Origin of the sequence: Pseudoalteromonas sp. NFXS39, assembly GCF_040148775.1 — a bacterium.
In the GTDB taxonomy this organism is placed as follows: domain Bacteria; phylum Pseudomonadota; class Gammaproteobacteria; order Enterobacterales; family Alteromonadaceae; genus Pseudoalteromonas; species Pseudoalteromonas apostichopi.
In genome coordinates, this window is the sequence record NZ_JAGDEC010000008.1 from 193815 (window position 1) to 218513 (window position 24699).

The 24699-nt window shown below is 40.9% G+C and carries 25 protein-coding genes and 1 rRNA gene; 16 read left to right on the forward strand and 10 right to left on the reverse strand.

Translation table 11 applies throughout. The annotated features are described in order from the left end of the window. Positions 1–61: 61 nt before the first annotated feature. The 3 genes from pdhR to ampD all read right to left on the reverse strand — a co-directional run bounded on the left by pdhR (position 62) and on the right by ampD (position 2606). On the reverse strand, positions 62–811 hold the full coding sequence (pdhR, locus tag J3455_RS15810; protein ID WP_130049698.1) for a pyruvate dehydrogenase complex transcriptional repressor PdhR: 750 nt from the start codon (positions 809–811) through the stop codon (positions 62–64). 378 nt (positions 812–1189) lie between these two features. Further along, positions 1190–2041 (reverse strand): beta-lactamase regulator AmpE, encoded by an 852-nt coding sequence (gene ampE, locus J3455_RS15815; RefSeq protein ID WP_178926591.1) that lies wholly within the window; start codon positions 2039–2041, stop codon positions 1190–1192. Between the two features lie 22 nt (positions 2042–2063). Then, complete coding sequence (gene ampD / locus J3455_RS15820) at positions 2064–2606, reverse strand: 1,6-anhydro-N-acetylmuramyl-L-alanine amidase AmpD (RefSeq protein ID WP_130049700.1); 543 nt, start codon at positions 2604–2606, stop codon at positions 2064–2066. Positions 2607–2793: 187 nt separating this feature from the next. On the opposite strand from ampD, the gene nadC reads away from it, so the two are divergent. The 7 genes from nadC (at position 2794) to yacG (ending at position 9646) form a co-directional block, all read left to right on the forward strand. Then, positions 2794–3642 carry a carboxylating nicotinate-nucleotide diphosphorylase gene (nadC, locus tag J3455_RS15825; protein ID WP_167658216.1) on the forward strand — a complete coding sequence of 283 codons (849 nt, stop codon included), beginning with the start codon at positions 2794–2796 and terminating at the stop codon, positions 3640–3642. A 494-nt stretch (positions 3643–4136) separates the two neighbouring features. Beyond that, positions 4137–4568, forward strand: coding sequence for a pilin (locus tag J3455_RS15830; protein WP_130049702.1), 432 nt, complete (start codon positions 4137–4139; stop codon positions 4566–4568). Positions 4569–4620: 52 nt separating this feature from the next. Further along, complete coding sequence (locus tag J3455_RS15835) at positions 4621–5844, forward strand: type II secretion system F family protein (RefSeq protein ID WP_130049703.1); 1224 nt, start codon at positions 4621–4623, stop codon at positions 5842–5844. Between the two features lie 123 nt (positions 5845–5967). Further along, entirely contained in the window at positions 5968–6864 is an 897-nt protein-coding gene (locus J3455_RS15840; RefSeq protein WP_130049704.1) for a prepilin peptidase, read from the forward strand. 2 nt (positions 6865–6866) lie between these two features. Beyond that, positions 6867–7466 carry a dephospho-CoA kinase gene (gene coaE, locus J3455_RS15845; protein ID WP_297330597.1) on the forward strand — a complete coding sequence of 200 codons (600 nt, stop codon included), beginning with the start codon at positions 6867–6869 and terminating at the stop codon, positions 7464–7466. A 195-nt stretch (positions 7467–7661) separates the two neighbouring features. Further along, positions 7662–9338, forward strand: coding sequence for a type IV-A pilus assembly ATPase PilB (pilB, locus tag J3455_RS15850; protein WP_130049706.1), 1677 nt, complete (start codon positions 7662–7664; stop codon positions 9336–9338). Between the two features lie 74 nt (positions 9339–9412). Then, complete coding sequence (gene yacG / locus J3455_RS15855; protein WP_130049707.1) at positions 9413–9646, forward strand: DNA gyrase inhibitor YacG; 234 nt, start codon at positions 9413–9415, stop codon at positions 9644–9646. Positions 9647–9708: 62 nt separating this feature from the next. Here the strand turns inward: yacG and J3455_RS15860 are convergent, their stop codons facing one another. After that, positions 9709–10227, reverse strand: coding sequence for a Spy/CpxP family protein refolding chaperone (locus J3455_RS15860; protein ID WP_167658220.1), 519 nt, complete (start codon positions 10225–10227; stop codon positions 9709–9711). A gap of 171 nt (positions 10228–10398) precedes the next feature. On the opposite strand from J3455_RS15860, the gene J3455_RS15865 reads away from it, so the two are divergent. From J3455_RS15865 to J3455_RS15875, 3 genes are read left to right on the forward strand one after another with little or no spacing between them, the layout of a single operon-like run. Further along, entirely contained in the window at positions 10399–11088 is a 690-nt protein-coding gene (locus J3455_RS15865) for a response regulator (RefSeq protein WP_130049709.1), read from the forward strand. Position 11089: 1 nt separating this feature from the next. Then, positions 11090–12475: an ATP-binding protein gene (locus tag J3455_RS15870; protein WP_349562029.1), complete on the forward strand. Its 1386-nt coding sequence runs from the start codon at positions 11090–11092 to the stop codon at positions 12473–12475. Beyond that, positions 12476–13417: an alpha/beta fold hydrolase gene (locus tag J3455_RS15875; RefSeq protein WP_130049711.1), complete on the forward strand. Its 942-nt coding sequence runs from the start codon at positions 12476–12478 to the stop codon at positions 13415–13417. Here J3455_RS15875 and J3455_RS15880 read toward each other — a convergent pair. Then, positions 13396–14304, reverse strand: coding sequence for a cation diffusion facilitator family transporter (locus J3455_RS15880; RefSeq protein WP_256855022.1), 909 nt, complete (start codon positions 14302–14304; stop codon positions 13396–13398). The two genes, J3455_RS15875 and J3455_RS15880, sit on opposite strands and share 22 nt — an antisense overlap. Before the next feature lie 102 nt (positions 14305–14406). Between J3455_RS15880 and trmL the strand changes: the two genes are divergently transcribed. Both trmL and J3455_RS15890 read left to right on the forward strand, forming a co-directional pair. After that, positions 14407–14871 carry a tRNA (uridine(34)/cytosine(34)/5-carboxymethylaminomethyluridine(34)-2'-O)-methyltransferase TrmL gene (gene trmL / locus J3455_RS15885; RefSeq protein WP_054550977.1) on the forward strand — a complete coding sequence of 155 codons (465 nt, stop codon included), beginning with the start codon at positions 14407–14409 and terminating at the stop codon, positions 14869–14871. A gap of 105 nt (positions 14872–14976) precedes the next feature. Continuing rightward, positions 14977–16860, forward strand: coding sequence for a putative bifunctional diguanylate cyclase/phosphodiesterase (locus tag J3455_RS15890; protein ID WP_256855023.1), 1884 nt, complete (start codon positions 14977–14979; stop codon positions 16858–16860). An 82-nt stretch (positions 16861–16942) separates the two neighbouring features. Here J3455_RS15890 and gpsA read toward each other — a convergent pair whose 3' ends face one another. From gpsA to J3455_RS15910, 4 genes are read right to left on the reverse strand one after another with little or no spacing between them, the layout of a single operon-like run. Continuing rightward, complete coding sequence (gene gpsA / locus J3455_RS15895) at positions 16943–17950, reverse strand: NAD(P)H-dependent glycerol-3-phosphate dehydrogenase (protein WP_130049714.1); 1008 nt, start codon at positions 17948–17950, stop codon at positions 16943–16945. 3 nt (positions 17951–17953) lie between these two features. Further along, a complete protein-coding gene (secB, locus tag J3455_RS15900) occupies positions 17954–18442 on the reverse strand; it encodes a protein-export chaperone SecB (protein ID WP_058586639.1) in 489 nt (162 codons plus the stop codon). Positions 18443–18483: 41 nt separating this feature from the next. Then, positions 18484–18741: a glutaredoxin 3 gene (gene grxC, locus J3455_RS15905; RefSeq protein WP_130049715.1), complete on the reverse strand. Its 258-nt coding sequence runs from the start codon at positions 18739–18741 to the stop codon at positions 18484–18486. 34 nt (positions 18742–18775) lie between these two features. After that, positions 18776–19207, reverse strand: a complete 432-nt coding sequence (locus tag J3455_RS15910) for a rhodanese-like domain-containing protein (RefSeq protein ID WP_349562030.1) — start codon at positions 19205–19207, stop codon at positions 18776–18778. A gap of 192 nt (positions 19208–19399) precedes the next feature. On the opposite strand from J3455_RS15910, the gene gpmM reads away from it, so the two are divergent. Genes gpmM through J3455_RS15930 form a run of 4 tightly spaced genes read left to right on the forward strand, consistent with a single transcriptional unit; the run spans position 19400 to position 24185 of the window. After that, entirely contained in the window at positions 19400–20944 is a 1545-nt protein-coding gene (gene gpmM / locus J3455_RS15915; RefSeq protein WP_130049717.1) for a 2,3-bisphosphoglycerate-independent phosphoglycerate mutase, read from the forward strand. A gap of 3 nt (positions 20945–20947) precedes the next feature. Further along, complete coding sequence (locus J3455_RS15920; RefSeq protein ID WP_130049718.1) at positions 20948–22087, forward strand: murein hydrolase activator EnvC family protein; 1140 nt, start codon at positions 20948–20950, stop codon at positions 22085–22087. A gap of 35 nt (positions 22088–22122) precedes the next feature. Then, positions 22123–23391: a S41 family peptidase gene (locus J3455_RS15925; protein WP_349562031.1), complete on the forward strand. Its 1269-nt coding sequence runs from the start codon at positions 22123–22125 to the stop codon at positions 23389–23391. A 35-nt stretch (positions 23392–23426) separates the two neighbouring features. Next, positions 23427–24185: a divergent polysaccharide deacetylase family protein gene (locus tag J3455_RS15930; protein WP_239977169.1), complete on the forward strand. Its 759-nt coding sequence runs from the start codon at positions 23427–23429 to the stop codon at positions 24183–24185. A gap of 375 nt (positions 24186–24560) precedes the next feature. On the opposite strand, the gene rrf is transcribed toward J3455_RS15930, so the two are convergent. Then, positions 24561–24675 (reverse strand): 5S ribosomal RNA (gene rrf, locus J3455_RS15935). Positions 24676–24699 lie beyond the last annotated feature (24 nt).

Sequence of the window (24699 nt, forward strand, 5' to 3'; positions counted from 1 at the left end):
TACTAATTATTTTAATAAATCTTAAAATTAAGTTGTTAACTAAACTTAGCTAATCACTTGCTTAATGTTGTTTGGTGCGTCTTAAACTACGTTCAATTCGCGAATGCTCTTTGCCAGCCTCAAGTAAGGCTTCTTCGATAAAGGCTAAGTGAGCATTACTAGCAAGACGAGCTTGCTCTGGGTTTCCTTCAATAACCGCATCCATCAACAGTCGTCTATGTTCTGCGAGCTGTTGGCTGATCTGTGGTTTTTTTAACAGTACAGTTAAATTCTGTAATACATTTTGCTCAAGCAATGCCTGCATGCCACGTACTAAATGTAGTAACACAACGTTATGAGATGCTTCTGCCACACTAAAATGAAATGCGTTAATTGCTTTTGCTTTTTGCACAAGGTCGTCATTAACGAGCGCAATATTGTCAAAGCTTTGTTTTACTTTTTTAAAGTCATTTGTCGTACCGCGCATAGCCGCATAGTATGCAGCAATTCCTTCAAGGGCATGACGAAATTCTAGTAAATCAAATTGTGACTCTGGATGCTTACTAATCAAATCAAAAAGCGGATCAGTGAGCCCCTCTTCAAGCTGATTTTTTACAAACGTTCCACCGCCTTGGCGACGCGTTACTAATCCCTTGGCTTCAAGTTTTTGAATTGCCTCTCGTAATGATGGTCGCGATACTTCAAATTGTTTCGCTAATTCACGTTCAGGAGGCAGCTTTTCGCCTGGCGCTAACGACCCCTCAAGAATCATATTCTCAAGTTGTTGTAAAATTACATCAGATAACTTTGCTGCTTTAATCTTTAAAGACATTTATTAACGTCCGCATTATTATGCGCTAACCCCATAAATATCGGGTACTTAGCCTTGTGCTTTGACCAAAAAGGTAAATTGGTCATACCAAATTTATCGCATACGTTATCAAAAACCCGAATTTCTGTCAATTTCACTACACTCAGCGCCCGGTTACACCCTAACGCAATTCGTCTAAAGATTAAACAGTATGGATTAAAGTGGCTTTTTCTAAAGGAAAAAACAATAAAAAATAAATGGTCAGACCAGATTGGGCAACTGAGCTTTTAGAGGTCAGGTTTTAGATGTTAGTTGAATTGAGTAGCTTTGTAGCAGCGGGTTTACCCCGCGACAAAACTCGTACACACCTATAAATCAAAACGCGATATAAAATCGCGCCTACGCCAAGCCACCAAACAGGGTTAACGCTGCAATGATCACTAAAAAGAACAAGACATTTCTTTTTACAAGCTTCATCATGCAAGTGGCTTCATAAGTACAGCCAAAATGTTGTTGCTCGATTTGCTCAGCGGCAAGAGCGGTTTGCGTAACAACTTTTCGGTTACTCACTGAAAAGTCGAGCACATACTTCAGCCAACAACTAGTACCTTTATTAAAGTTACCAATCACTAAATAACCAAAGCTCGCAACCCGTGCTGGTAACCAGTCAAGCCAGAATAATAAACTATGGATTAGTTTAAAACGCTTAGCGTAGGGAACATGGTGATCATCTCTTACTTTGTCAGCAAAAGTACGAACCAGCGCATAAAGAACCGCACCAGGTACACCTAAAACCACAAACCAAAAAATAACGGCACAATAAAAGCGAAAATTTAACCAAGCTAAAGTTTGGCCAAAGGTCTCACCAAGCGGCTCATCTTCTGTTTTCTTTTGGCCCATTTGTAATGCATATAAGGTAGCCGCTTCTTGATCGTTTCGTGTTAAAGCATTTAAGTAAGACTTATACAAAGCACGTTGCTTAGCACAGCCAAAACAAACCAGCAGCACAGCAACATTCACAGCCAACTGCCAGATAATAAAATCAGAGAGTTGATAAACTAACCCCGCGGCAAGTACAGGTAACATTAACCATATCAAAAAACCAATTGGCGAATTAAACAACCCCTTTTCTGACAGTTGCTTTTGCGAATGCTTTAAATAGGTATTGGCATAAAAACCGATTTGCCAGTAATCAGCTCGAGCTCCTAAACGCTCAATCACCAAAGCAATAATTATTGAAATTAAGATCATGCTTTTAACTATATCCTTTCAACTAAAACACTAAATCAAAATAGTACTGCCAATCAAAACTACTACCCGGATCAGTTTTTCTGCCGGGAGCAATATCACAATGGCCAACAATGCGTGAACGGTTTATTGCAGGATACTTATCCATTAACGCCTTAGTCACTAAGTGTAATGCATTATATTGTGCTTGGGTATACGCTTGCGTATCTGTGCCTTCAAGCTCAATGCCCACACTAAAGTCATTACACTGCTCTCTACCTTCAAACATTGAGATACCCGCATGCCAAGCTCGCTTCTCAAAAGGCACGTACTGAATAATTTCACCCGTGCGACGAATAAAGCAATGCGCAGACACTCTTAACCCTTTTAAATCAACAAAGGTTTCATGTGCCGTACAATCAATTGCCCCCATAAATAAATCATCAACATAGGGCGTTGCAAACTGCCCCGCTGGCAATGAGATATTATGAATAACAAGTAATGATACTTCGTTTTCAGGGCGCTCATCAAAATGTGTACAAGGCCTTTGTAACACATTGTTTAATTGCCCTAATTCATTTATATGCATATTAAAAACTAACGATGACAATAAAGTTAAATAGTGTAAAGGGTTAAAAACTCAGGGTCTAGTTGCTTTAATTTACTCGCTTAAAGTGAGGCTAAGGTTACATAAATGTGGGCAATCTTTGTCTTCTATTAAGAAGTTAAACATAGTAAAATTTCGCCAATTTATTAATAAACAATGAGCTTTTGACATGTCAGTCCCTCACACTTTAATTAGCCAACTGGTAAAACTTGCCCTTGATGAAGATTTAGATTACCAAAGCGCAAATGACGGTGATATTACCGCGCAACTAATTCCAGAAAACGAGCTAGCCAATGCCAAGGTAATTACCCGTGAAGACTGTGTATTTTGTGGTAAAGACATTATTTTAGAAGTATTTAACCAAGTCGACCCTTCAGTAAAAGTTGAGGTACTAGTAAATGACGGCGACAGAGTCACAGCAAATTCTACGCTCTTCACTGCATCTGGCTCAGCTCGGGCTATTTTAACTGCAGAGCGAACTGCCCTTAACTTTGTACAAACCCTCTGTGGTACAGCAACAACAACCGCTCATTATGTAAAAGAACTTGAAGGCACGACCACGCAACTACTCGATACGCGCAAAACCATTCCAGGCTTACGTGCCCTACAAAAATATGCTGTAAAGTGTGGTGGCGGCGCGAATCATCGCATCGGCTTGTTTGATGCCTTCCTAATTAAGGAAAACCACATTGCTGCCTGTGGTGGAATTGATAAAGCAGTCGCACAGGCTAAAATCAACCACCCCACAAAGCCAGTTGAAGTGGAAGTGGAATCACTTGATGAGCTTGAACAAGCGATTAACGCAGGGGCTGACATCATCATGCTTGATAACTTTACCGTAGAGCAAATTCAACAAGCAGTCGTGCTTACAGATAAGCGCGCAAAGCTTGAGGTATCTGGCAATATGACACTTGAAACCTTAAAAGCCTATTCACAGGCAGGTGTAGACTTTATTTCAAGTGGTGCACTTACAAAAAATTTACAATCAATCGACCTTTCAATGCGATTTAACGGCTAAAACTCTCCTTTACGTATTTAATGCTTTACCTAATTCATTGACAAGAAATTAAAAAAAGCATTAAATACGTAAAAAGCCTGAGCTAGTAACAAAAAACCAACATTCATTCAGCGTTTTTAATTATTTTGTATACCCACGTCCTGAACCTACACAAGATTGCAATCAATTCAATAAGTTCCTAAAGAGATGCGGTGTTTATAAATAGTACAAAGAACTAGATCTAAGCTTATTTTACATCAAACAAAGGTAGGAAAGTTCTGAAAAACTGCTTATTGAACAGGAAAATGGCTTCCAAAAACGCTTAATAATGCTAAAGTAAATTTTATGAACTCTGAACATAGGATGTTCTAGTAAAACTTTGTTAATCATCAAGCTTTACTCAAACTGACTTTAAGTAAAACTGTAAGATTTATCCTGTAAATTGAGCCTTGGTTTTACAACGCTGAAGTTACAGCTAAACTTACAATAAACATATCCTTTAGGAGAGGAACAAAATGACACAACAAAAGCAACAGGGCTTCACCCTAATTGAATTAATGATTGTTGTTGCAATCATCGGTATTTTGGCAGCGGTAGCACTGCCTGCTTATCAAGATTATGCGATTAGAGCAAAAGTAACAGAGGGCTTATCTTTAGCATCAGGTGCTAAAACTACTGTTACAGAAAACGCTATGAATGGTAATGCCCTAGACCAAAGCTGGGTAGCTCCGACAGCAACCAAAAATGTGGCAAGTGTTGCAGTTACACAAGCTACTGGTGTTATCACTATTACTTATACTGCTTCAGCGGGAGGTGGCACAGTTTTACTTACTCCAACTGCAGGAGGGGCTGCTTTAGCCTCAGGGACAGTTCCTACAGGTTCGATTAGCTGGACTTGTTCTGCAGGTACAATGTCTACTACATACTTACCATCTAGTTGCCGATAAAATTTAAAGCGCCTTCATTCGAGGGCGCTATTACCCTTGCATTATCTTCATCATGACAAAAACCAAAAATAATGACTTAGATACTTTCGAATGGGTTGGAGTGAGTGCGCGTGGCAAAAAGTTAGAAGGTGAGCTTTCAGGACAAAGTATTGCTTTGGTTAAAGCACAGCTACGCAAGCAAGGTATTATTCCGTCGAAAGTAAAACGCAAAGCAAAACCTTTGTTTGGTGCTCGCGTACAAAAAATCACAGCAAAAGATATTGCACTGATAACTAGACAAATAGCCACTATGCTCATGGCGGGCGTACCACTAATACAGTCAATTGAGATGATAGGTTCTGGCGCAAAGAATAAAAGTGTCGCTAAGCTTATGGAAGGTATTGGCGATGATGTTAAAGCAGGTATTCCTCTTTCGCAGAGTCTTCGTAAATATCCTCGTTATTTTGATGATTTATACTGTGACCTTGTAGCATCAGGTGAGCAGTCCGGTGCCCTTGATAAAATATATGATCGCGTCGCCCTTTATAAAGAAAAAGCTGAGGCTTTAAAGTCAAAAATTAAAAAAGCCATGTTCTACCCAATCGCGGTGTTAGTGGTTGCTCTAATAGTTACATCTATCTTGCTAATATTTGTAGTGCCGCAATTCCAAGATATTTTTAGTGGTTTTGGTGCTGAACTACCTGCATTTACTCTCATGGTGATTGGTATCTCTGAATTTATGCAGGAATATTGGTGGATAATACTCATTGCTATTATCGCTATTGGCTTTATCTATAAAGAAGCGCTACTTAAAAGTAAAAAACTCAGGGATGCCAATGACAGAGCGATATTAAAACTGCCCGTTATAGGTATGATCTTGAATAAAGCGGCGGTTGCTAGGTATGCTCGTACTTTATCAACCACGTTTGCTGCCGGTGTGCCGCTGGTTGATGCACTCGACTCAGCTGCTGGGGCCTCAGGTAATGCAGTTTACCGCTATGCAATTTTAGAAATTAAAGCCGAAGTAAGCTCAGGTAATCAAATGAACTGGGCAATGCGAAACTCAAAAATATTCCCCGATATGGTCGTACAAATGGTTGCCATAGGTGAAGAGTCAGGTTCACTCGATGGTATGCTTGCCAAAGTGGCCACCATTTATGAGCAGGAAGTGGATGATGCCGTTGATGGTTTATCGAGCTTACTTGAGCCACTTATTATGGCGGTTTTAGGTGTTCTTGTCGGTGGTTTAATTGTTGCTATGTACTTACCTATCTTCCAATTAGGATCAGTGATTTAAAATATAGCTGTAAGCAAAACTCTAACCGCTGATTGATAGCTTGCAAGATAAAATGAATAATAAGAATAGTTCAACACAGCGAAGTAAAATCGGCCTGTAAATGGCCAGAAGTTAGGTATTTTAATGGAAAACTTTTTTCTTGATATAACCACTGCGATGCAAACTCAGCAGTGGTTTTATTTTTTGACCGTCGGCTTAGTCAGCCTATGTATTGGTAGCTTTTTAAATGTGGTGATTTATCGTTTACCACTGATGATGAAAAGAGAATGGCAAACTGAATGCCGTGTCTTATTGGCCGGTGAGCTCAATTCAAAACAACAGACAGAACAAGCGCCATTTAATCTGGTAAAGCCAAATTCGACCTGCCCTAAATGCAAAGCACCGATCAAAGCTTGGCAAAATATCCCTGTGCTAAGTTGGTTATTATTAAAGGGTCGCTGTGCAAATTGTAAAACCGTTATATCTGTTCGTTACCCTATTGTTGAAATGCTTACAGCAGTTTTAAGTTTAATTGTTGCTGCTGTTTTTGGCCCAACGAAGCTTGCTCTTCTTTATATAGTGATTACTTGGGTTTTAGTCGCTTTAACCTTTATCGATATAGATCACATGTTGCTGCCTGACCAGCTAACCCTCCCATTGGTTTGGCTAGCGCTGATTGCCGCTACTATTGATATTACCATTGCCCCAACCGATGCCATAATAGGTGCCGCTGTTGGTTATTTAAGCTTATGGAGTGTCTACTGGTTATTTAAGCTTGCCACTGGTAAAGAAGGCATGGGTTATGGTGACTTTAAACTATTAGCCGTGTTCGGTGCGCTACTAGGTTGGCAAGATATATTAACCATAGTGCTATTATCAAGTGTCGTCGGTGCTATCATCGGCATTGCGCAAATCTTTATTCAAGGTAAGGACAAAACCACGCCAATCCCTTTTGGACCCTACCTTGCCATAGCAGGTTGGGTAACTTTGCTTTGGGGTCAGCAAATTCAAAGCTATTACTTTAACTATTTAGGTTACTAATTATGGCAAACTGGGTTTTAGGGTTAACCGGTGGTATTGGTTCTGGCAAAAGTGCAGTAAGCGCCATGTTTGAAGAGCTTGGTATTCAAGTTGTTGATGCCGATATCGTAGCCAGAGAAGTCGTCGAGCAAGGCTCTATTGGCCTCAAAAAAATTACTGAACATTTTGGTAATGAAATACTTACTAGCGAAGGCACGCTTGATCGTGCAAAACTAAGAAAGATTATCTTTGCAAATGAATCAGAAAAGCAATGGCTAAACAGCTTATTACACCCACTTATTAGGGAGTCAATGATCACGCAATTAAAGCAAGCCACCAGCCAGTATGTCATCTTAGTTGCTCCCTTACTTTTTGAAAATGGCCTAGAAAAATACTGCGATCACACCTTACTAATTGATGTTCCGGTTGAAGTGCAAATAACAAGAACTACAGCTCGTGATAATGTATCTACTGAATTAGCTAAGCAAATCATAGCCTCACAAATGTCGAGAGCTGACAAGCAAAAAAAAGCAACGGATATATTAGATAACAACCGCCCTCTTGAAGAGGTAAAAATTGATGTGCTAAAGCTACATAAAAAGTACCTGCCACACTCGAACTAGGCTATTGATTTTGTTTATAGATTTTCATTAAACAAAGCCTACCCAAAACCAATACAAAAGTACCAACAAGCATTCTAAATGACTGAGTTTATGGTGAAATTATTTTGCAATTTTTCCTAAATCAGACAAGACTGATGTAATAGCCTTACTTTTTCTGTTAGATTGTGGCAAATAAAGGATCAAACTAGGTGTTCAATGAATATAAACTCACCGCTACTTAGAAAATTTATTACACTCGGTCGTATTGATGCAGAGACCGTAAAATCAAAGCAGCGCGAATACAGCTCTACTGCCGAGCTTATTTCTAAAACATGTGGAATGGATGGGCATGAACTTGCGGAGCAATGTACAGACCTATTTCGTGTGCCTTATTTTGATATTAGAGATTTTGATGTAGCGTATATTTCTGAAGAGCTTATTAAAGACAAACTCATTCGTGAACACCATATTCTGCCGTTAGTAAAAAAAGGCCGTAAGCTCTATATTGCCGCCTCAGATCCGACCGACTACGGTGCATTTGAAAACTTTGAATTTAGTACCGGTCTTTCATGCGAAGTGGTCGTTGTTGATTATCTTCAACTTGAAAACAAAATTGAGCAATTACTTGATGCTGCAGGAAGCTTGCATCTAAGTGAAAGCGAATTCAAAGAACTTGGGGATTTAGAATCAGAGAGCCCACAAAACTTAGCACCTAAAGATGAAGATAAAGACGATGCACCTATTATTGTTTACATCAATAAAATTTTGATGGATGCGATTAAAAAGGGTGCCTCGGATCTGCATTTTGAACCTTATGAACACCGCTACCGTGTGCGTTTCCGTATCGATGGTATTTTGCATGAAATGGCAAGCCCCCCCAATAGCTTAGCCAGCCGTTTATCGGCGCGGATCAAGGTAATGTCACGACTTGATATCGCAGAAAAACGTAAACCTCAAGACGGCCGTATTAAGCTTAAAATTACTGAACGAAAAAGTATCGATTTCCGTGTCAGTACATTACCGACCCTTTGGGGTGAGAAAATCGTTATGCGTATTCTCGACTCATCAAGTGCTATGCTGGGTATCGATGTTCTTGGTTATGAACCAGAGCAGAAAAAGCTGTATATGGATGCACTTGATCAACCACAAGGCATGATCTTAGTAACGGGTCCAACGGGCTCTGGTAAAACAGTATCATTGTATACAGGTTTGAATATTCTCAACCAGCCAGAACGTAACATCAGTACAGCCGAAGATCCTGTTGAGATAAACCTTGAAGGGATTAACCAAGTACAGATCAATCCGAAAGCAGATATGACCTTTGCCAATGCATTAAAGGCCTTTTTACGACAAGATCCTGATGTGGTAATGGTTGGTGAGATCCGTGACCTTGAAACAGCTGAAATTGCTATTAAAGCGGCACAAACAGGTCACTTGGTATTATCTACCCTGCATACAAACTCAGCACCTGAAACCCTCACCCGTCTTTTGAACATGGGTGTACCAGCTTACAACGTAGCAAGCTCAATCAGCCTTATTATTGCTCAGCGTCTAGCGAGACGTCTTTGCCCTAAGTGTAAAACGCCAGAAACACTTCCTGAAGAAGAGCTGATTCGCCAAGGTTTTGATAAAGATAAGCTCAGTGAAGTCCAATTATTTGCACCAAATGGTTGTGATAGTTGTACAGATGGCTATAAGGGTCGAGTTGGTGTTTACGAGGTAATGCAAATTACCCCTGAAATCGCGCAAATCATTATGCGTGGTGGTAATTCGCTAGAAATTGCTGAAGTAGCGCTTCGTTCAGGCTTTAATAATCTGCGTTTATCTGGTCTTAAAAAAGCTGCCGATGGAGTTACCTCATTGAAAGAAATAAACCGAGTAACGAGTTTTTAAAACAAATTCGTTACTGGATTATCAGCTAACTGTTCAGTAAGATCTGACTAAAGTGCTTATTTAAGAGTTATTCCATGCCAACAGTTGTAAACTGCCCAACATGTAAATCAAAAGTCGAATGGTCGGAGCAGAGTCCGCATCGCCCATTTTGTTCAAAACGCTGCCAGCTAATTGATTTAGGCGAGTGGTCGTTTGAAAATAATAAAATTTCTAGTCCTATCAACAATGCCAATGAGCTAAGCCAAGATATGATTGAAGACATCGAAGCGATGCTGGCTAAAAATGATGATGCATTCTTTAAAGAATAAAGTCTGATTGCAGTGTAATACAAAAAATGCGGCATTTGCCGCATTTTCATATACATTTACTTTTAACCTTCTGAACGCTCGCCTTTATTCAGGCCATAATGGCCCTTTTTGTGACCTTTTTTACGAAGGTGCTGTTTGATTTTTTGATAACTTTCGCGCTGCTCTGCATTCAAAACTTGCCAAATTGCATGGTCAGATTTCATTTTCAGCATTGCAAACTGCTGGCCTTTTTCTTGGCGAGCTTTAATCAGCTCCAATGCGGCATTTTCGTCAAATGCTTTCGTTGCTAATAACGCATCCATTTTCTCTTTGTGTGCTGCACGAGAGGCTTTCATTGCATCTTTATCACCGCGAAGTGCTGCAAATTGCGATTTTTGCTCAGCAAAAATCGCTTTTAGTTGCGTTTGCTGATCTTCGCTAAGTTGTAACTTATCAATGCCGCGCTCAGAAAGTAAAAAACGAGCCTGTGGGTTCATACCACGGTTAAAGTCACCTTTCGCCATTGCTGAAGTAGCACCTACACTGGCTGCTGCTAAACCACAAACAAGTACGAATTTAGAAAGCTTTTTTGAAATAGTCATAATCATTACCTTTTGTTGGGTTGTGCTCTACTGTCGTTTCCGACCAATGTGATAACTATATCTAACTCAATGCAAAGGAACGCAAACCAGTGTAAAGGTTGTGTAAAGATTCACCTTTACACAATTTAGTGAGTAAAATAGCCTTAAAGAAGTAAATAGCTAGGTGTCAAAATGAAACTATTGATGATCGACGACGATACAGGATTGTGTGAATTACTCAGCGAGTACTTATCAGCACAAGGTTTTACAGTAGAGTGTGTTCATGATGGTGCTGAGGGCCTAAAACAAGCTATTAAGCATAGCTATGAGCTCATATTGCTTGATGTTATGTTGCCATCTATGGATGGCTTTGAGGTGTTAAAACAATTAAGACAGCATAAGCTTACCCCAGTGATCATGCTAACCGCGAAAGGCGAAGACTTTGATCGCATCTTTGGTTTAGAACTGGGCGCAGATGATTATATTCCTAAGCCATTTAACCACAGAGAGCTGCTAGCCCGCGTTAAAGCAATAACCCGTCGTATAGAGCATATCAATAGCTTATCGAGTCAACATGCCAGCTCATTGAGTGTAAACAGTATCAATATCAATTTCGCAACGCGAGAGGCTTCGGTAAACGACATCGTACTGAGCCTAACAGGCACTGAATATGAAATTCTTACTATGCTCGTACAGCATGCAGGTGAAGTGATAAGTAAAGAACAAATAAGTGAGCAAGTCCTGGGTAGACGCCTCGCCCCTTTTGACCGCTCAATCGATATGCATGTAAGTAACATTCGTAAAAAGATTGCAGAACACGTGAGTAATGAACGGATCAAAACCATGCGTGGCAGTGGTTATGTACTAATACAAGGCGAATAATATGCAAACACCGAGCTGGCTAAAGCATCCCCGCCACTATTTATTTTTAAAAATCTTTGCCTGGTTTTGGGTTACTGTCATAGCCACTATCACTATATTGGTGTTTTTAAGCCAGTTAACGAGCAATGTAGGCAATGATGACCTGCGTGGACCGATGCTTAAAAATCTTGAGTACACCGCTAAAAGTATTGAACGCATAGTTGCTAAACACGGTAAATCTACTCAAGAGGTACTATCTCATCCGCGCTTATCCAAACATAAATTATTGTACTTAAATGGTGAGGTGCATGGTGTTGAGATGCTCAGCGAACCGGTATCCAAAGACATTGATTTGAGCTTGCTTAACTTTACCAAATATATGCGTCCGCAAATTATTTTTACCGATGAATATCAAGCCTATGGGCCTGTAGTATTGAATGTACCTGAAGGTAAATTTTATCTCTACGAGATTGATGAAAAACGCAAAAAACCGTTTTTTGTCAGCTTATGGCTGATGCCAATTTGGCTAAAACTACTCATTGCTTTAATTGCTTCATTAATGCTTAGTTTCTTCTTTAGCCGTAATTTAATTGCCCCTATTAATAGTCTAAAAGAAACCGCAAAAAAACTGGCTCATGGTGATTTAACTGCCCGTGCCGATGTATCCCCTACTCGTCAAGATGAGCTAGGTGTACTTGGCCGAGACTTTAATACCATGGCAGTGCAACTTGAGCAGCTTATAAGCGCCCAAAAGCGATTACTCGCAGATATTTCCCATGAACTACGCTCACCATTAACGCGTTTAAAAATGGCCACGGGACTTGCGCAAATGCAAGCCGATGACGCACAAAACGCTTATTTAGAACGCATTGAAAAAGAGGCAAATCAGCTCGATAAAATGATTGCTGATGTCCTCCAAGTATCTCGCTTAGAGGCTAAAAGCCAAACACTGGCGTTAAGTAAACAATCTCTGCAAGTGATTGTTAATCACGTACTAAACGATGCTAAATTTGAAGCCAAGCAAAATAATAAAGAGCTCATTGTCAATGGGGCACTAACAGCCGACATCAAATGTGACGAAACCTTAATTGCCAGCGCCCTCGAGAATGTTCTACGTAATGCGATTAAATACGCTGAGCACTCTATTTCAATAGGTTTAATTGAATCAGATGCTATCTACATCACTATTTGTGATGACGGTAAAGGGGTTGAAGAAAGTAACCTTGCAAGACTTTGTGAGCCTTTCTTTCGTCAAGAGCATTCCCGCGATAGGAGTACAGGTGGTACCGGTTTAGGTCTTGCAATTGCAAAGAATGCTATCTCAGTACATGATGGTACACTAACACTTGAAAACCAAGAACACGGTGGACTTTGTGTAAACATCCGCCTTCCTTTTAAGAGTGAGTAAATGTTTTATAGCAGCGAAGCAAGCCTTGTCAGTAACATACCTAATATTAATAAGTTCTTTTCTGAGCAATTACAGCAAGACTTTCTGAGTACAGCTCATGGTAAGCTTTATTACGGTTATGCTATTCCTCGCCAAGCAAAAACCGCTGTTGTTATTAGTAGTGGTCGAATAGAGTCTTTGGTTAAATACAAAGAGTTGCTATGGGAGCTATATCAAAATGGCTTTGCTGTTTTTAGTGTTGATCACCAAGGACAAGGCCGCTCTTATCGCCATTTAGAAAACACACATAAAGGCTATGTAAACCGCTTTACTGATTATGCTGATGACTTTGCTATGTTTATAGATACAGTGGTGAAGCAACACTGGCAAGGAAAACAAGTACTGCTCGGACACTCAATGGGGAGCGCCATTGCCTATGATTACCTGTCACGATATCAACATCAATTTTCGGGGGCATTTTTGTCAGCGCCCATGTTTGATATTTATACCAAAGGGACACCAAAGCCTGTAGCAAAACTGGCTGCTAAAATTGCATCTTTAATTGGTCTTAGCCACAGTTATGCATTTGGCCAAAGCGACTACTTACCGGTCGACTTTGCAGCCAATGAGCTAACCAGTAGTGAAATTCGCTATAAACTGTTCAGAGAGCTGTATGCTGCAGAAAATGATTTACAGTTAGGTGGGGTAACCTATGGTTGGCTCAATGCATCGTTTGATTTTATCGCCTCTTTAGTCGATAAAAAAGTCGATATTCCTTTGTTTATCGCCAGTGCTGAGCAAGATACAGTGGTCGATAACGCCGCTCAGTTTGCACTTACACATAAACAAAAACAGGCACAACTAAAAAGCTATGCTGGTGCACGCCACGAACTGTTATGTGAACGCGACGAGATAAGGCAGGCTGTACTCAGTGATTTTTATCAGTTTTGTGCTGCACTTTGACGTGTTTTATTAACCACTGAAAGTGGGTCTAGGTGCATGAGAATATCCATTTCACAATCAAAATGTGTTTGAATTAAGGCCTCTACTTCATCTGCAACTTGATGCGCCCTGATCAATGATAATGAATCTTCAAGCTCTAAATGCATCTGAATAAACTTAATTTTACCACCTTGGCGAGTACGGATATCATGGGCGCCAAACACGTCTTGATGACTATTCACAATCTCCAATATTTGTTGTTTCTCTTCATCAGGAAGCTCTTTATCCATTAAGTGGTCAGCACTTTCACGAGCAATATCCCAGCTGTTATAAAGTAAGTAAGCAGCCACACCAATTGCAAACAAAGGATCGGCATAAGCGACACCGTACTTAGCTAATACGATTGCCAGTAATACAGCCAAGTTTAAGATTAAATCGCCTTTATAATGAATAGAGTCTGCTTTTATCGCAATTGACTCAGTGTGATTAATCACTTTTGTTTGAACAAATACCACCACAAGCGTACAAACGATAGCAAAAATACTAACCCAAATACCGAGATCAGAGTGCTTTAAAATAACAGGGTTAAATAAGCGCTCAACAGCATGAAAAGCTAAGAAACAACCCGAGCCGGCAATAAAAGCGGCTTGTGCAAGCCCAGCTAACGCTTCAGCTTTACCGTGACCAAAGCGATGATCATCATCAGCAGGACGTAATGCATAACCTAAGACTAAAAAGCTCATCAGTGATGCAGTGATATCCATTAACGAATCAGTCAATGAACCGAGCATCGAGGCTGAGCCTGATGCAAGCCAAGCCCAGCTTTTTGCCGCAATCATCAAACTCACCATTACAATGGTGACTAGACTGGCTGTTCTAACCCAAAACTCATAACTACGATGCTGCACAACAACTTACCTTCAGAGAGTAACTAGACTGAGTATATCATCTTTTCATTCTAGTTCGTGTATACTCAGCAGCAGATCTAATCCTTTTTAAATGAGATTCAAATGCTTGATATTGTGTTGTACCAACCAGAAATTCCACCGAACACGGGTAATATCATTCGCTTATGCGCGAACACGGGTTATGCGCTGCACCTAATTGAACCACTTGGTTTTGAGTGGGATGATAAACGGGTCAAACGTGCTGGTCTTGATTATCATGAATTTAGCCATGTACAGCGCCATGCGTCGTTTGAAGCATATCTTGAAAAGTGCCAGCCGAAAAAAGTCTATGCGTGTACCACTAAAGGCAGCCAATTTCACCACCAAGCGCAATACCAACCAGGCGATTGTTTAGTGTTTGGTCCAGAAACCCGCGGCCTACCTGATGAGCTCATTCAATCATTACCTAAAGAGCAGCGAGTTCGCATTCCGATGCAAAAAGATAGCCGTAGCATGAACTTATCTAACTCTGTGGCTGTATTTGTTTATGAGTCTTGGCGTCAACTGGGGTTTGTGAACGGTCAATAACTTATTGAAAAAACGCTCGTAATAAATATTTACTAATTGTTTAGCACGACCATTTTTTATGGACTAACCTAAATAGGTTAGTTTGTTCCCTAAAGATGGATTTTAATGCGCTTTTTCGCCCAAGTAGGCAGTATCATTTTGCTGATGCAGCACTTTTCTAGTGCTGCTTCTACTGCTGTTTCAAATCCCACTATCTCGCAAGCCCCAAACATAGCGCCCCTTTTACTGCTGATTCTTTTAGCTATTGTCATCCTTATTGGTGCGGTAATCTATTATCAAAGAAATCAAAAGATGACGCTATTGGATGCCCTACTCTCTCAGTCTAAAGATGGAATTTGGGTCAGCGATGAGCAGTTTCGGATCATAGAAATCAATAACGCATTTAGTGAAATATCGGGTTATAAAAAAACCGATGTACTTGGCAAAAAATTCAAAGCATTAACGCAAGCTGGTCGCGATAAGCAACTCGAAGAAATCATACAACAGGAGCTAAGTAATGACGGTTATTGGTCTGGCGAAATTTGGAATTTACGTAGAGATGGGCAACCCTACGCCATTGATTTGTGTATAACAAAAGTGACCACACCACGCTTTGCGAAAAGCTCTGTAAGATACGTTGGTATGTTTTCTGATGTGACTGCTCGTAAGAATAACGAGCGAGCTATGCTCAAGCTCACTACCAAAGACAGCATAACAGGCTTATCAAACCGCGCCATTTTTATAGAATCACTTGAAAAAGCAATTAAAGCCTGTAATGACACTTACCCAAGCCTGTTGATCATCTTTATCGACATAGACAATTTCAAAAAAATTAATGACTCACTGGGCCACACGATTGGCGATGTTCTGTTAAAAGAAGTCGCCTGTCGTTTAACCGACTCCCTAAATTCAGGCTTTACTATTGCAAGAATTGGTGCTGATGAATTCGCGGTACTGGTGCCGCCCTACCTATACTCTGGCAAAACGGTGTTCTTCGCCAAAAAGACCGCAGACATCGTACTACAACAATTTAAGACCCCTTTTATGTTAGATGGTTTTGAAACCTCGCTAACAGCGTGTTGTGGCCTTGCTATCTACCCAGACAATGCATACAACTGTGAAAACTTAATGCGCAGCGCAAATAGTGCCCTAAATCATGCTAAGAAAATGGGCCGTAATACTTATCAGTTTTTTGATAAAGACCGCCACACGCTCGACCCAACCGAATTAACCAAAGAAAGCGCTTTATTTAGAGCGATTACCAACAATGAGTTTGAGCTTTACTTTCAACCTAAGTTTGATGCTCAGCACAACCAATTGTACGGTTTTGAGGCTTTAGTTCGTTGGCCACAAGAGGATGGCAGCATCATTATTCCTGATGAGTTTATTCCTCTCGCAGAACAAAATGGGGCAATTATTCCGCTCACCCAATTACTGATGGAGCAACTTCTTAATCAGCTGGCTCAGTGGCGAAAGCAAAGCATTTCATTTGGTAATGTAGCTATTAATATTTCAGCCTTACACTTTCAACAAAGCAGCCTTATCGAAACGCTAATCGACAACTTGGCTAAATTTGACGTGCCTGCACATTGCTTAGAACTTGAAATCACTGAAAGCGCCATGATGGATAACCCTGAGTTTGCAGAACAGCAAATGAAACGGATTAAATCAATTGGTGTACATATCGCGCTTGATGACTTTGGCACTGGCCATTCATCGCTAAGTTACCTAAAGCGTTTTCCAATAGATACGCTCAAAATCGACAAGTCATTCGTAAAAGACATCGATAAGAATGAACAAGATCGCAATATCACTGCCACCATAGTGCGACTAGCTAAATATTTAGATATAAATGTGGTTGCTGAAGGAGTGGAAACTGAGGAGCAGGCCTATATGCTGCATATTATGGGTTGTCATTTCCAGCAAGGTTATTATTACTGTAAACCATTAAAAGCCGAGCAAGTCAGCGAATTTATTAATGACACGTTAGAGAACCAGCAATCTAGCTAGCAGTTAAAATTGCAAATAAAAAACGCGATTCATGAATCGCGTTTTTTATTTTACAGTGCACAATCTGAATTTTTAAGATTGTTTATTCGGATTTTTGCTCACGGCCAAGCAACGCCATCGCAGCTTCTTTTACATCTTTATTTTCATAAAGCACTTTGTAAATTTGCTCCGTAATTGGCATTTCTATGCCTGTACGCTCAGCAAGTAGGTACACTTCTTTGGTATTTCTATAGCCTTCTACGACCTGACCTATTGATTCAATCGCAGCTTCAACCCCTTCACCTTTACCAAGCGCAAGACCAAAACGACGGTTACGAGATTGGTTATCTGTACAGGTTAAGATTAAGTCACCAAGGCCAGCCATCCCCATAAAGGTATCTGAACGAGCACCTAATGCACAACCTAAACGACAAAGCTCAGCTAAACCACGAGTGATCAAGGCTGTTCGTGCATTAGCACCAAAACCAAAGCCGTCAGACATACCTGCGCCAATTGCAATCACATTTTTAACCGCGCCGCCAAGTTGTATACCAATGAAATCATCATTGTTATACACCCTAAATGAACGTCCACAGTGTAAAAGGTCTGCCAGCTGCTTTGCAAAATCTTTAGAAGTCGACGATACCGAAATAGCCGTTGGTAAGCCCATTGCCATTTCTTTAGCAAAAGTAGGCCCAGAAAGCACAGCCAATGGGATATCATCCCCAAGCTCTTGCACTGCTACTTCTTGCAATAAACGGCCAGTATTAGGTTCTAAGCCTTTAGTAGCCCATGCAACTTCGGCACCTTCTGACAACCAAGGTTTAATTTTTTGAAGCGTACCTGCAAACGCATGACTTGGCACAACAACAAGAATGATCTTGCTTGCTTTAACTGCCGTTTCTAAATTAGCTTCTAGTTGAAGCGTTTCAGGAAAGCTAACATCAGGAACATAACGTTGATTCTTCCGCTCAGCTGCAAGCGTAGCAACGTCATCGCTATTGCGGCCCCACAAGGTAACTGGGTGACCATTTCTGGCAAAGCAAATAGCAAGGGCGGTGCCATAAGACCCCGCCCCTAATACTGTAACAGCTGATTGTGCTGTACTCATAGCTTATGCGTCTGCAGTTGCCTGTTGGTCTTGAGCAGCACGTTGTTGCATGTATTGAGCAAATAGTGCGTCAAAGTTAACTGGCGCTAAGTTTAATTGTGGGAAAGTACCACGGTTAACTAGGTTTGATACTGCTTCACGAGCGTAAGGGAAAAGTACGTTCGGGCAGAAAGCACCTAACATGTGCGCAAGCTGAACTTCTTCAACTTCACCGATAGTGAAAATACCCGCTTGTTGGATTTCACAAAGGAATGCTGTTTCTTCACCGATTGAAGCCGTCACAGTTAAAGCAAGAACAACTTCAAACACGCCTTCTTCTAATTTGTTAGAACGAGTATCTAAGTCTAGCTTAACTTCAGGGGTCCACTCTTTTTGGAAAATAGCAGGTGAATTAGGTGTCTCAAAAGAAACATCTTTAGTATAAATGCGTTGAATTGAGAATTGAGCGCCTGCTTGTTGTTCTGCTGCTGCGTTTTGATTTTCTTCGTTCATTGTAATTCCTAACTTGTATTCGTTTTTATATTTAAAATTTATTAAGCGTTAAGCTTTGCGTCTAAAAGGCCTTGCGCTTCAATTGCCATCATGTCGTCACAACCGCCGATATGTTCATCATTAATGAAAATTTGCGGAACCGTGTAACCACCATTAGCTTTGTCGATCATTTCATCACGACGCTCAGGGTGAACACCAATATCGATATTCGTGTAGTTTACACCTTTGCTCTCTAATAACGCCAAAGCGCGTTGGCAGAATGGACAGTATGCTTTGGTGTAAAGAACAACTTTACTCATAATAATTCCTCTATCGGGCTGTTAGCTGCTTTGTTTAACGACCGGTCGTTGTTGGTAAGCTAGCTGATTGCCAAGCGCCCATACCGCCCGCTAATACATAAACACGCTCAAAACCTGCTTTATGCATTGCAGTTGCGATACCTGAGGCAGTCATGCCCGTGGTACATACTAGTATAATGGGTTTAGTCTTAAACTTTTCAAGGCTTGAAAAATCAGATTGCTTTGCTTTTTCTGGATTTAAGTGAGTTGCGCCTGCAATACGGCCAGAGTTAAACTCTTTTTGTGAACGTATATCAACGACTTGACCATCATCACGGTTAATTAGCAAAGTAAGTTGCTGTGGATTGATTTGACGAATAGCCGAAAATTTACTTTTAAACCAACTGCTGATCAGCATTGCGACTAATGCCAACCAGATAATGCTCAAAACCGGATGATTTGAGATAAATTCAATATATTGATCCATGCGTTTTCCACTAAGAAATTTAGGTGCCACAGCGCATAGCCATGGGTTAATTAAAATTTGCCACGCAAGTATACGTGCTTGAATTGAAAATGCTAGGGCGTGAAATATTTTAATATGACATATTGATAGCTGATCAAAACCATAAAACACGGTATGCTAGTGATATATAAGTGCCAATCTTCAGGAGCTATAATGACAGAGCATAAAAAACCATTGGTATTAATGATCTTAGACGGTTGGGGATACCGTGAAGACACAGAAAGTAACGCTATTCTTGCTGCTAATACCCCAGTACTCGATAACCTTTGGGCAACCCGCCCACATACATTAATTTCAGGTTCGGGACTTGATGTTGGTTTACCTGCAGGACAAATGGGTAACTCTGAAGTAGGCCACGTAAATTTAGGTGCTGGCCGTATTGTTTACCAAGATTTCACTCGCATTACTAAAGCGATTGATGATGGTGAGTTCGATAGCAACCCAGCACTTGTTGATAATATTGACAAAGCTGTAAAGGCTGGCAAAGCCGTTCATATTATGGGTCTTTTAAGCCCAGGTGGTGTTCATAGTCATGAAGATCACATTGTCGCAACGATTGAACTTGCTGCCAAGCGCGGTGCAAAAGAAGTTTACTTTCACGGTTTCTTAGACGGCCGTGACACGCCGCCACGCAGTGCAAAAGCATCAATTGAACGAATCGAAGCCGTATTTACAGAACTTGGCTGCGGCCGTTTAGCTACGCTTGTTGGTCGTTACTATGCAATGGATCGTGATAACCGTTGGAACCGTGTCGAGCTTGCTTATGACGTTATGGTTAGTGGCATTGCTGAATACAGCTATACAGATGGCGTTACCGCACTTGAAGCCGCTTATGCACGTGACGAAAACGATGAATTTGTTGCTGCAACAACTGTTGTGCCAGAGGGCCAATCAGCTGCTGAAATTAATGACGGTGATACAGTTATTTTTGCTAACTTCAGAGCTGACCGAGCACGTGAAATGACTCGTGCCTTTGTTGATGCTGACTTCAGTGGTTTTGATAAGAAAAAATCACCTAAGTTAAGCGCTTTTGTAATGATGACTGAGTATGCAGCAGACATCAAAGCGCCGATTGCATTTGCACCGGAACCTTTAACAAACGTATTGGGCGAATGGTTAGAGAAACAAGGTAAAACACAGCTACGTATTTCTGAAACAGAAAAATACGCACACGTTACCTTCTTCTTCAGCGGTGGCCGTGAAGATGAATTTGTTGGTGAGACTCGCGAACTGATCCCATCACCTCAAGTAGCAACCTATGATCTGCAACCAGAAATGAACTCTGAAATGCTGACCGATAAACTTGTTGAAGCAATCGCTAGCGGTAAATACGATGCTATCATCTGTAACTACCCTAACGGAGACATGGTAGGTCACTCAGGTGTATTTGAAGCTGCAGTTAAAGCTTGTGAAGCAGTTGATCACTGTATTGGTCGTGTGGTTGCAGCACTTGAAGAACATGGCGGTGAAGCTCTGATCACAGCCGATCATGGCAATGCTGAACAAATGGCTAACCCAGCAACGGGGCAAGCACATACTGCACATACAAGTGAGCCTGTGCCATTTATCTATGTTGGCCGTGATGCAACACCGCATGATGGTAAGACATTAAGTGACGTGGCACCAACCATGCTCCACCTACTCGGCTTAGAGCAGCCAAGTGAAATGACTGGTAAACCAATCATGACGCTGAAATAAGCTATGAGTAAATGTATTAACCACTTCCTTAAAATTGGTTTAATACTGACTTCATTAGTAGCAACTTCGGTTGTTGCTAATGAAGATCAAACCAAAAAAGACCTATCAGATATTCAATCAGCTTTACAAAAAACAGAGGCTGAACTTAAAGGTCAACGCAAGTCAATTGCCCAAATGCGCAAAGATCTCCGCGCCCATGAACTCGACATTGCTAAAAATGCAAAAGCATTAAATCTTGCAGCCCAATCGGTTAAAGAAAACGAGCAACAACAGCGTGAACAGCAAGCAAAGGCACAAAAGCTGAAAGCCCAACAAGCACAGCGACAAACCTTATTAGCTGCACAGTTAAAAAGTGCTTACATGGCTGGTAGCCATGACTACTCAAAAATGCTGCTTAACCAGCAAGACACTGCCAAAATTGAACGTACACTAAGTTATTATAATTACTTAAATAAAGCACGCATCGAACAAATTGAAGAGCTCAAAGCACTGCAGCAAGAAATTGCAGACAACCAAGCTGAACTTGAAAAAACTAAACAACGCCTAGTTGCTTTATATGACGAACAAAAAAGACGTCAGCAAGCCTTAGTCAATGCACAGCAAGAACGTAAAACTAACCTCAATAAACTACAATCAGCATTAAAAGAAACAAAGAGCTCAATTGATTATTTAAAAGAAAACGAGCAAACCCTAATAACCGCAATAGAAGAGCTAGAACAAGAACGAAACCAAAAAGTAGAACTACTAGGCTTACAAAGTAGTAAAGGCAAACTTGACTGGCCAACTAAAGGGTCATTACGCCATCGCTTTGGGCAACGTAAGCACGGCAACATAGATTGGAAAGGCGTACTTATCAGCGCTAAAGAAGGCAGTAATGTAAAAAGCGTACAGAACGGCCAAGTTGTTTACGCTGACTGGCTAAATGGCTTTGGTTGGGTTATCGCTATTGATCATGGCGATGGTTTCATGAGCTTGTATGGCCACGCACAAACTCTACTTCGCGATGTTGGCGACCTTGTTAGAGAAGGGGAGACAATTGCTTTAGTAGGTCAAAGCGGCGGACAACCGGATCCTGGTCTATACTTCGAAATACGCCACAAAGGACGCGCAGTAAATCCTGTAAAATGGTGCAGACGCATTTAATTGATTAAATAGCTGCACTCTATGAGGAGCAGCTGATGCTAAAAACTAAACATTCTTGCAAAGCACACTTTTCCCCAGCTAAGTTTTTCACTCAGCTGTCTTTAGTGATGCTTATAACCTTTCTCTGCCTGATGCTGCAATCGTTTCAGGCTCATTCTAAGCCCTCGTTACAGTCTCTTCAGCATCATGAATTAAACGAAATCCTTTTTAATATTCATACGTATTATGTAGATGATCTTAAACTACAAAATTCATTTGTTAACCAGCCAGATAATTTACAAATCGAAGAATTGTTCGAACGCCTTGACCCTTACTCAAAGTATCTGGATGAGAATGAGCTCGATGCCATCTTCAGTAGCACTAATGGTCGATACACAGGACTAGGTATCGAAGTCAAAGTAGAAGATGGTCGAGTATTTATAGTCAACATCATTGATAAATCACCTGCAGCAGTTGCTGGTTTACAAGTAAATGATGAAGTTATTGGTATAAATCAACAGCCAATTATAGATAAAAGCATTGAAGAAGTAGCGAAATTAATTCGTGAAAGCGGGCAAAGCGCTGTCGATGTAGCAGTTAAAAGGGAGAAAGAAGCTGAGCTCAACTTCTCGATTAAACGCCAACAAATTAATTTGCAGAGCGTTAGTGGCTATTTAGCAGATACAGGCGTTGCACTAATCAGTATCAATTCATTTAACAATCACACACTGCACGATGTTGCTCGAGAACTTGCAAAAATGCAAGTCACCAATAGCTTTCCACTTTCTGGGCTAATAATTGATTTACGTGACAATCCTGGTGGTACATTACAAGGGGCCATTGAAGTCGCTGATCTGTTTTTAGATAACGGCACTATTGTTTCAACCAGAGGTCGCTTCAACGAAGCCAATCAAAAGTATCAAGCGCATAAGGGTGACATACTCAATGGTGCCCCTATCGCCCTACTTATTAACGAGAACTCAGCATCTGCGGCTGAAATACTCGCTGCAGCATTAAGAGATAATCAACGAGCAGTGCTAATTGGCGAAACCTCATTTGGTAAAGGCTCTGTGCAGTCGCTTATTCCATTAGGTAACGGTAATACGGCATTAAAATTGACCACAGCACGCTATTATACACCTGCAGGTCAATCAATCGATGGTAAAGGGATTCCCCCAGATGTGAGTATTAATCAAACAATGCTTTCAGAAATTGACCAAGACGTTATAATAAAAAACATTCAAGAATTGGCGCTTTTTAGCTCACTTCTAGATAGACAAGACAAAAAGCAACTTACAGCAAAGCAGCTAGTTATTATGCAGTAAGTAAATGCTCACAATGGATATAATAATTACAAAAAGTGAATCTACGAACAGGCTTATTACTCGCCGTATGTTGCCTACCGCTATTCTGCCAAGCAAAGCAAATAGCCATAGTAATCGATGATATAGGTAATCATCAGCGCGATCTTGAAATATTAAAATTACCAGGGCAAGTGACATTCTCAATCTTGCCCCATACCCCCTATTCGCAAATTTTTGCAGAGCGCGCCAGTAAAACTCATAAAGAATTGCTTTTACATGTTCCAATGCAAGCGCTTGATAAAAGCAAAGCGCTTGGTCCAGGAGCCCTAACAGATACCATGACTAAGTCCGAGTTACAAACAACTCTCGGGCATGCGTTAGCCTCATTGCCACAAGTAAAAGGTGTCAATAATCATATGGGGTCTGAGCTAACACAGCTAACTGAGCCTATGAAATGGACCATGGAAGTCCTAAAAAAGCGTGGTTTGTACTTCTTAGATAGTCGAACAACTAGCCAAAGTGAAGCGCAAAATGTTGCCAACCTTTATGGTGTCGCAAACGTATCTCGTCATGTATTCCTTGATAACAATATCACCCAAAGCCAGCTACAACATCAACTTGAAGAACTAAAGACCAAAGCTGAGCACTTCAACTATGCAATCGCTATTGCACACCCCTACCCAGAAACCGTTGCATTTCTACAGCAAGCACTCCCAAAACTACAACAGCAAGGCTTCGAACTTGTTCCACTCTCACAGCTAGTAGAAACCAAATACATTCAATTAGCCAAGGCTGAACAAAGACAAGGGGAGTAAGCTGAACAAAACACGATTTGCGAGTTAGAAAGAGTAAGTCATAAAGGCTCTAAGTTCTAGGTTCTAGGTTCTAGGTTCTAGGTTCTAGCTTCTAGCTTCTAGCTTCTAGCTTCTAGCTTCTAGCTTCTAGCTTCTAGGTTCTAGGTTCTAGGTTCTAGGTTCTAGGAAGAGTGTCGTTGTAGGAATGACTTTAGCCATGAATGTGTTTGTTAAGGTCTAGATACGGCACTGACGTGCCTCCTACAAAGTTTTGTTGCTGAGGGAGTCTCCGCACTATACAACCCCACATTTCAGCTGACATCTGACGGCTGAAAGCTGACAGCTCCAGACGCAAAAAAGCCCGACTCTTTCGAATCGGGCTTTCTTTAATTTGGAGCCTGGCAATGTCCTACTTTCACATGGCAAATGCCACACTATCATCGGCGCTGTTTCGTTTCACTACTGAGTTCGGCATGGGGTCAGGTGGGTCCAAAACGCTATTGTCACCAAGCAAATTTGGGTCGTTAATCGCCTT

Coding starts and splice junctions, on each gene's coding strand:
- pdhR (WP_130049698.1), bottom strand. CDS start 811: ATGTCTTTAAAGATTAAAGCAGCAAAGTTATCTGATGTAATTTTACAA.
- ampE (WP_178926591.1), bottom strand. CDS start 2,041: ATGATCTTAATTTCAATAATTATTGCTTTGGTGATTGAGCGTTTAGGA.
- ampD (WP_130049700.1), bottom strand. CDS start 2,606: ATGCATATAAATGAATTAGGGCAATTAAACAATGTGTTACAAAGGCCT.
- nadC (WP_167658216.1), top strand. CDS start 2,794: ATGTCAGTCCCTCACACTTTAATTAGCCAACTGGTAAAACTTGCCCTT.
- J3455_RS15830 (WP_130049702.1), top strand. CDS start 4,137: ATGACACAACAAAAGCAACAGGGCTTCACCCTAATTGAATTAATGATT.
- J3455_RS15835 (WP_130049703.1), top strand. CDS start 4,621: ATGACAAAAACCAAAAATAATGACTTAGATACTTTCGAATGGGTTGGA.
- J3455_RS15840 (WP_130049704.1), top strand. CDS start 5,968: ATGGAAAACTTTTTTCTTGATATAACCACTGCGATGCAAACTCAGCAG.
- coaE (WP_297330597.1), top strand. CDS start 6,867: ATGGCAAACTGGGTTTTAGGGTTAACCGGTGGTATTGGTTCTGGCAAA.
- pilB (WP_130049706.1), top strand. CDS start 7,662: ATGAATATAAACTCACCGCTACTTAGAAAATTTATTACACTCGGTCGT.
- yacG (WP_130049707.1), top strand. CDS start 9,413: ATGCCAACAGTTGTAAACTGCCCAACATGTAAATCAAAAGTCGAATGG.
- J3455_RS15860 (WP_167658220.1), bottom strand. CDS start 10,227: ATGACTATTTCAAAAAAGCTTTCTAAATTCGTACTTGTTTGTGGTTTA.
- J3455_RS15865 (WP_130049709.1), top strand. CDS start 10,399: ATGAAACTATTGATGATCGACGACGATACAGGATTGTGTGAATTACTC.
- J3455_RS15870 (WP_349562029.1), top strand. CDS start 11,090: ATGCAAACACCGAGCTGGCTAAAGCATCCCCGCCACTATTTATTTTTA.
- J3455_RS15875 (WP_130049711.1), top strand. CDS start 12,476: ATGTTTTATAGCAGCGAAGCAAGCCTTGTCAGTAACATACCTAATATT.
- trmL (WP_054550977.1), top strand. CDS start 14,407: ATGCTTGATATTGTGTTGTACCAACCAGAAATTCCACCGAACACGGGT.
- J3455_RS15890 (WP_256855023.1), top strand. CDS start 14,977: ATGCGCTTTTTCGCCCAAGTAGGCAGTATCATTTTGCTGATGCAGCAC.
- gpsA (WP_130049714.1), bottom strand. CDS start 17,950: ATGAGTACAGCACAATCAGCTGTTACAGTATTAGGGGCGGGGTCTTAT.
- secB (WP_058586639.1), bottom strand. CDS start 18,442: ATGAACGAAGAAAATCAAAACGCAGCAGCAGAACAACAAGCAGGCGCT.
- grxC (WP_130049715.1), bottom strand. CDS start 18,741: ATGAGTAAAGTTGTTCTTTACACCAAAGCATACTGTCCATTCTGCCAA.
- J3455_RS15910 (WP_349562030.1), bottom strand. CDS start 19,207: ATGGATCAATATATTGAATTTATCTCAAATCATCCGGTTTTGAGCATT.
- gpmM (WP_130049717.1), top strand. CDS start 19,400: ATGACAGAGCATAAAAAACCATTGGTATTAATGATCTTAGACGGTTGG.
- J3455_RS15920 (WP_130049718.1), top strand. CDS start 20,948: ATGAGTAAATGTATTAACCACTTCCTTAAAATTGGTTTAATACTGACT.
- J3455_RS15925 (WP_349562031.1), top strand. CDS start 22,123: ATGCTAAAAACTAAACATTCTTGCAAAGCACACTTTTCCCCAGCTAAG.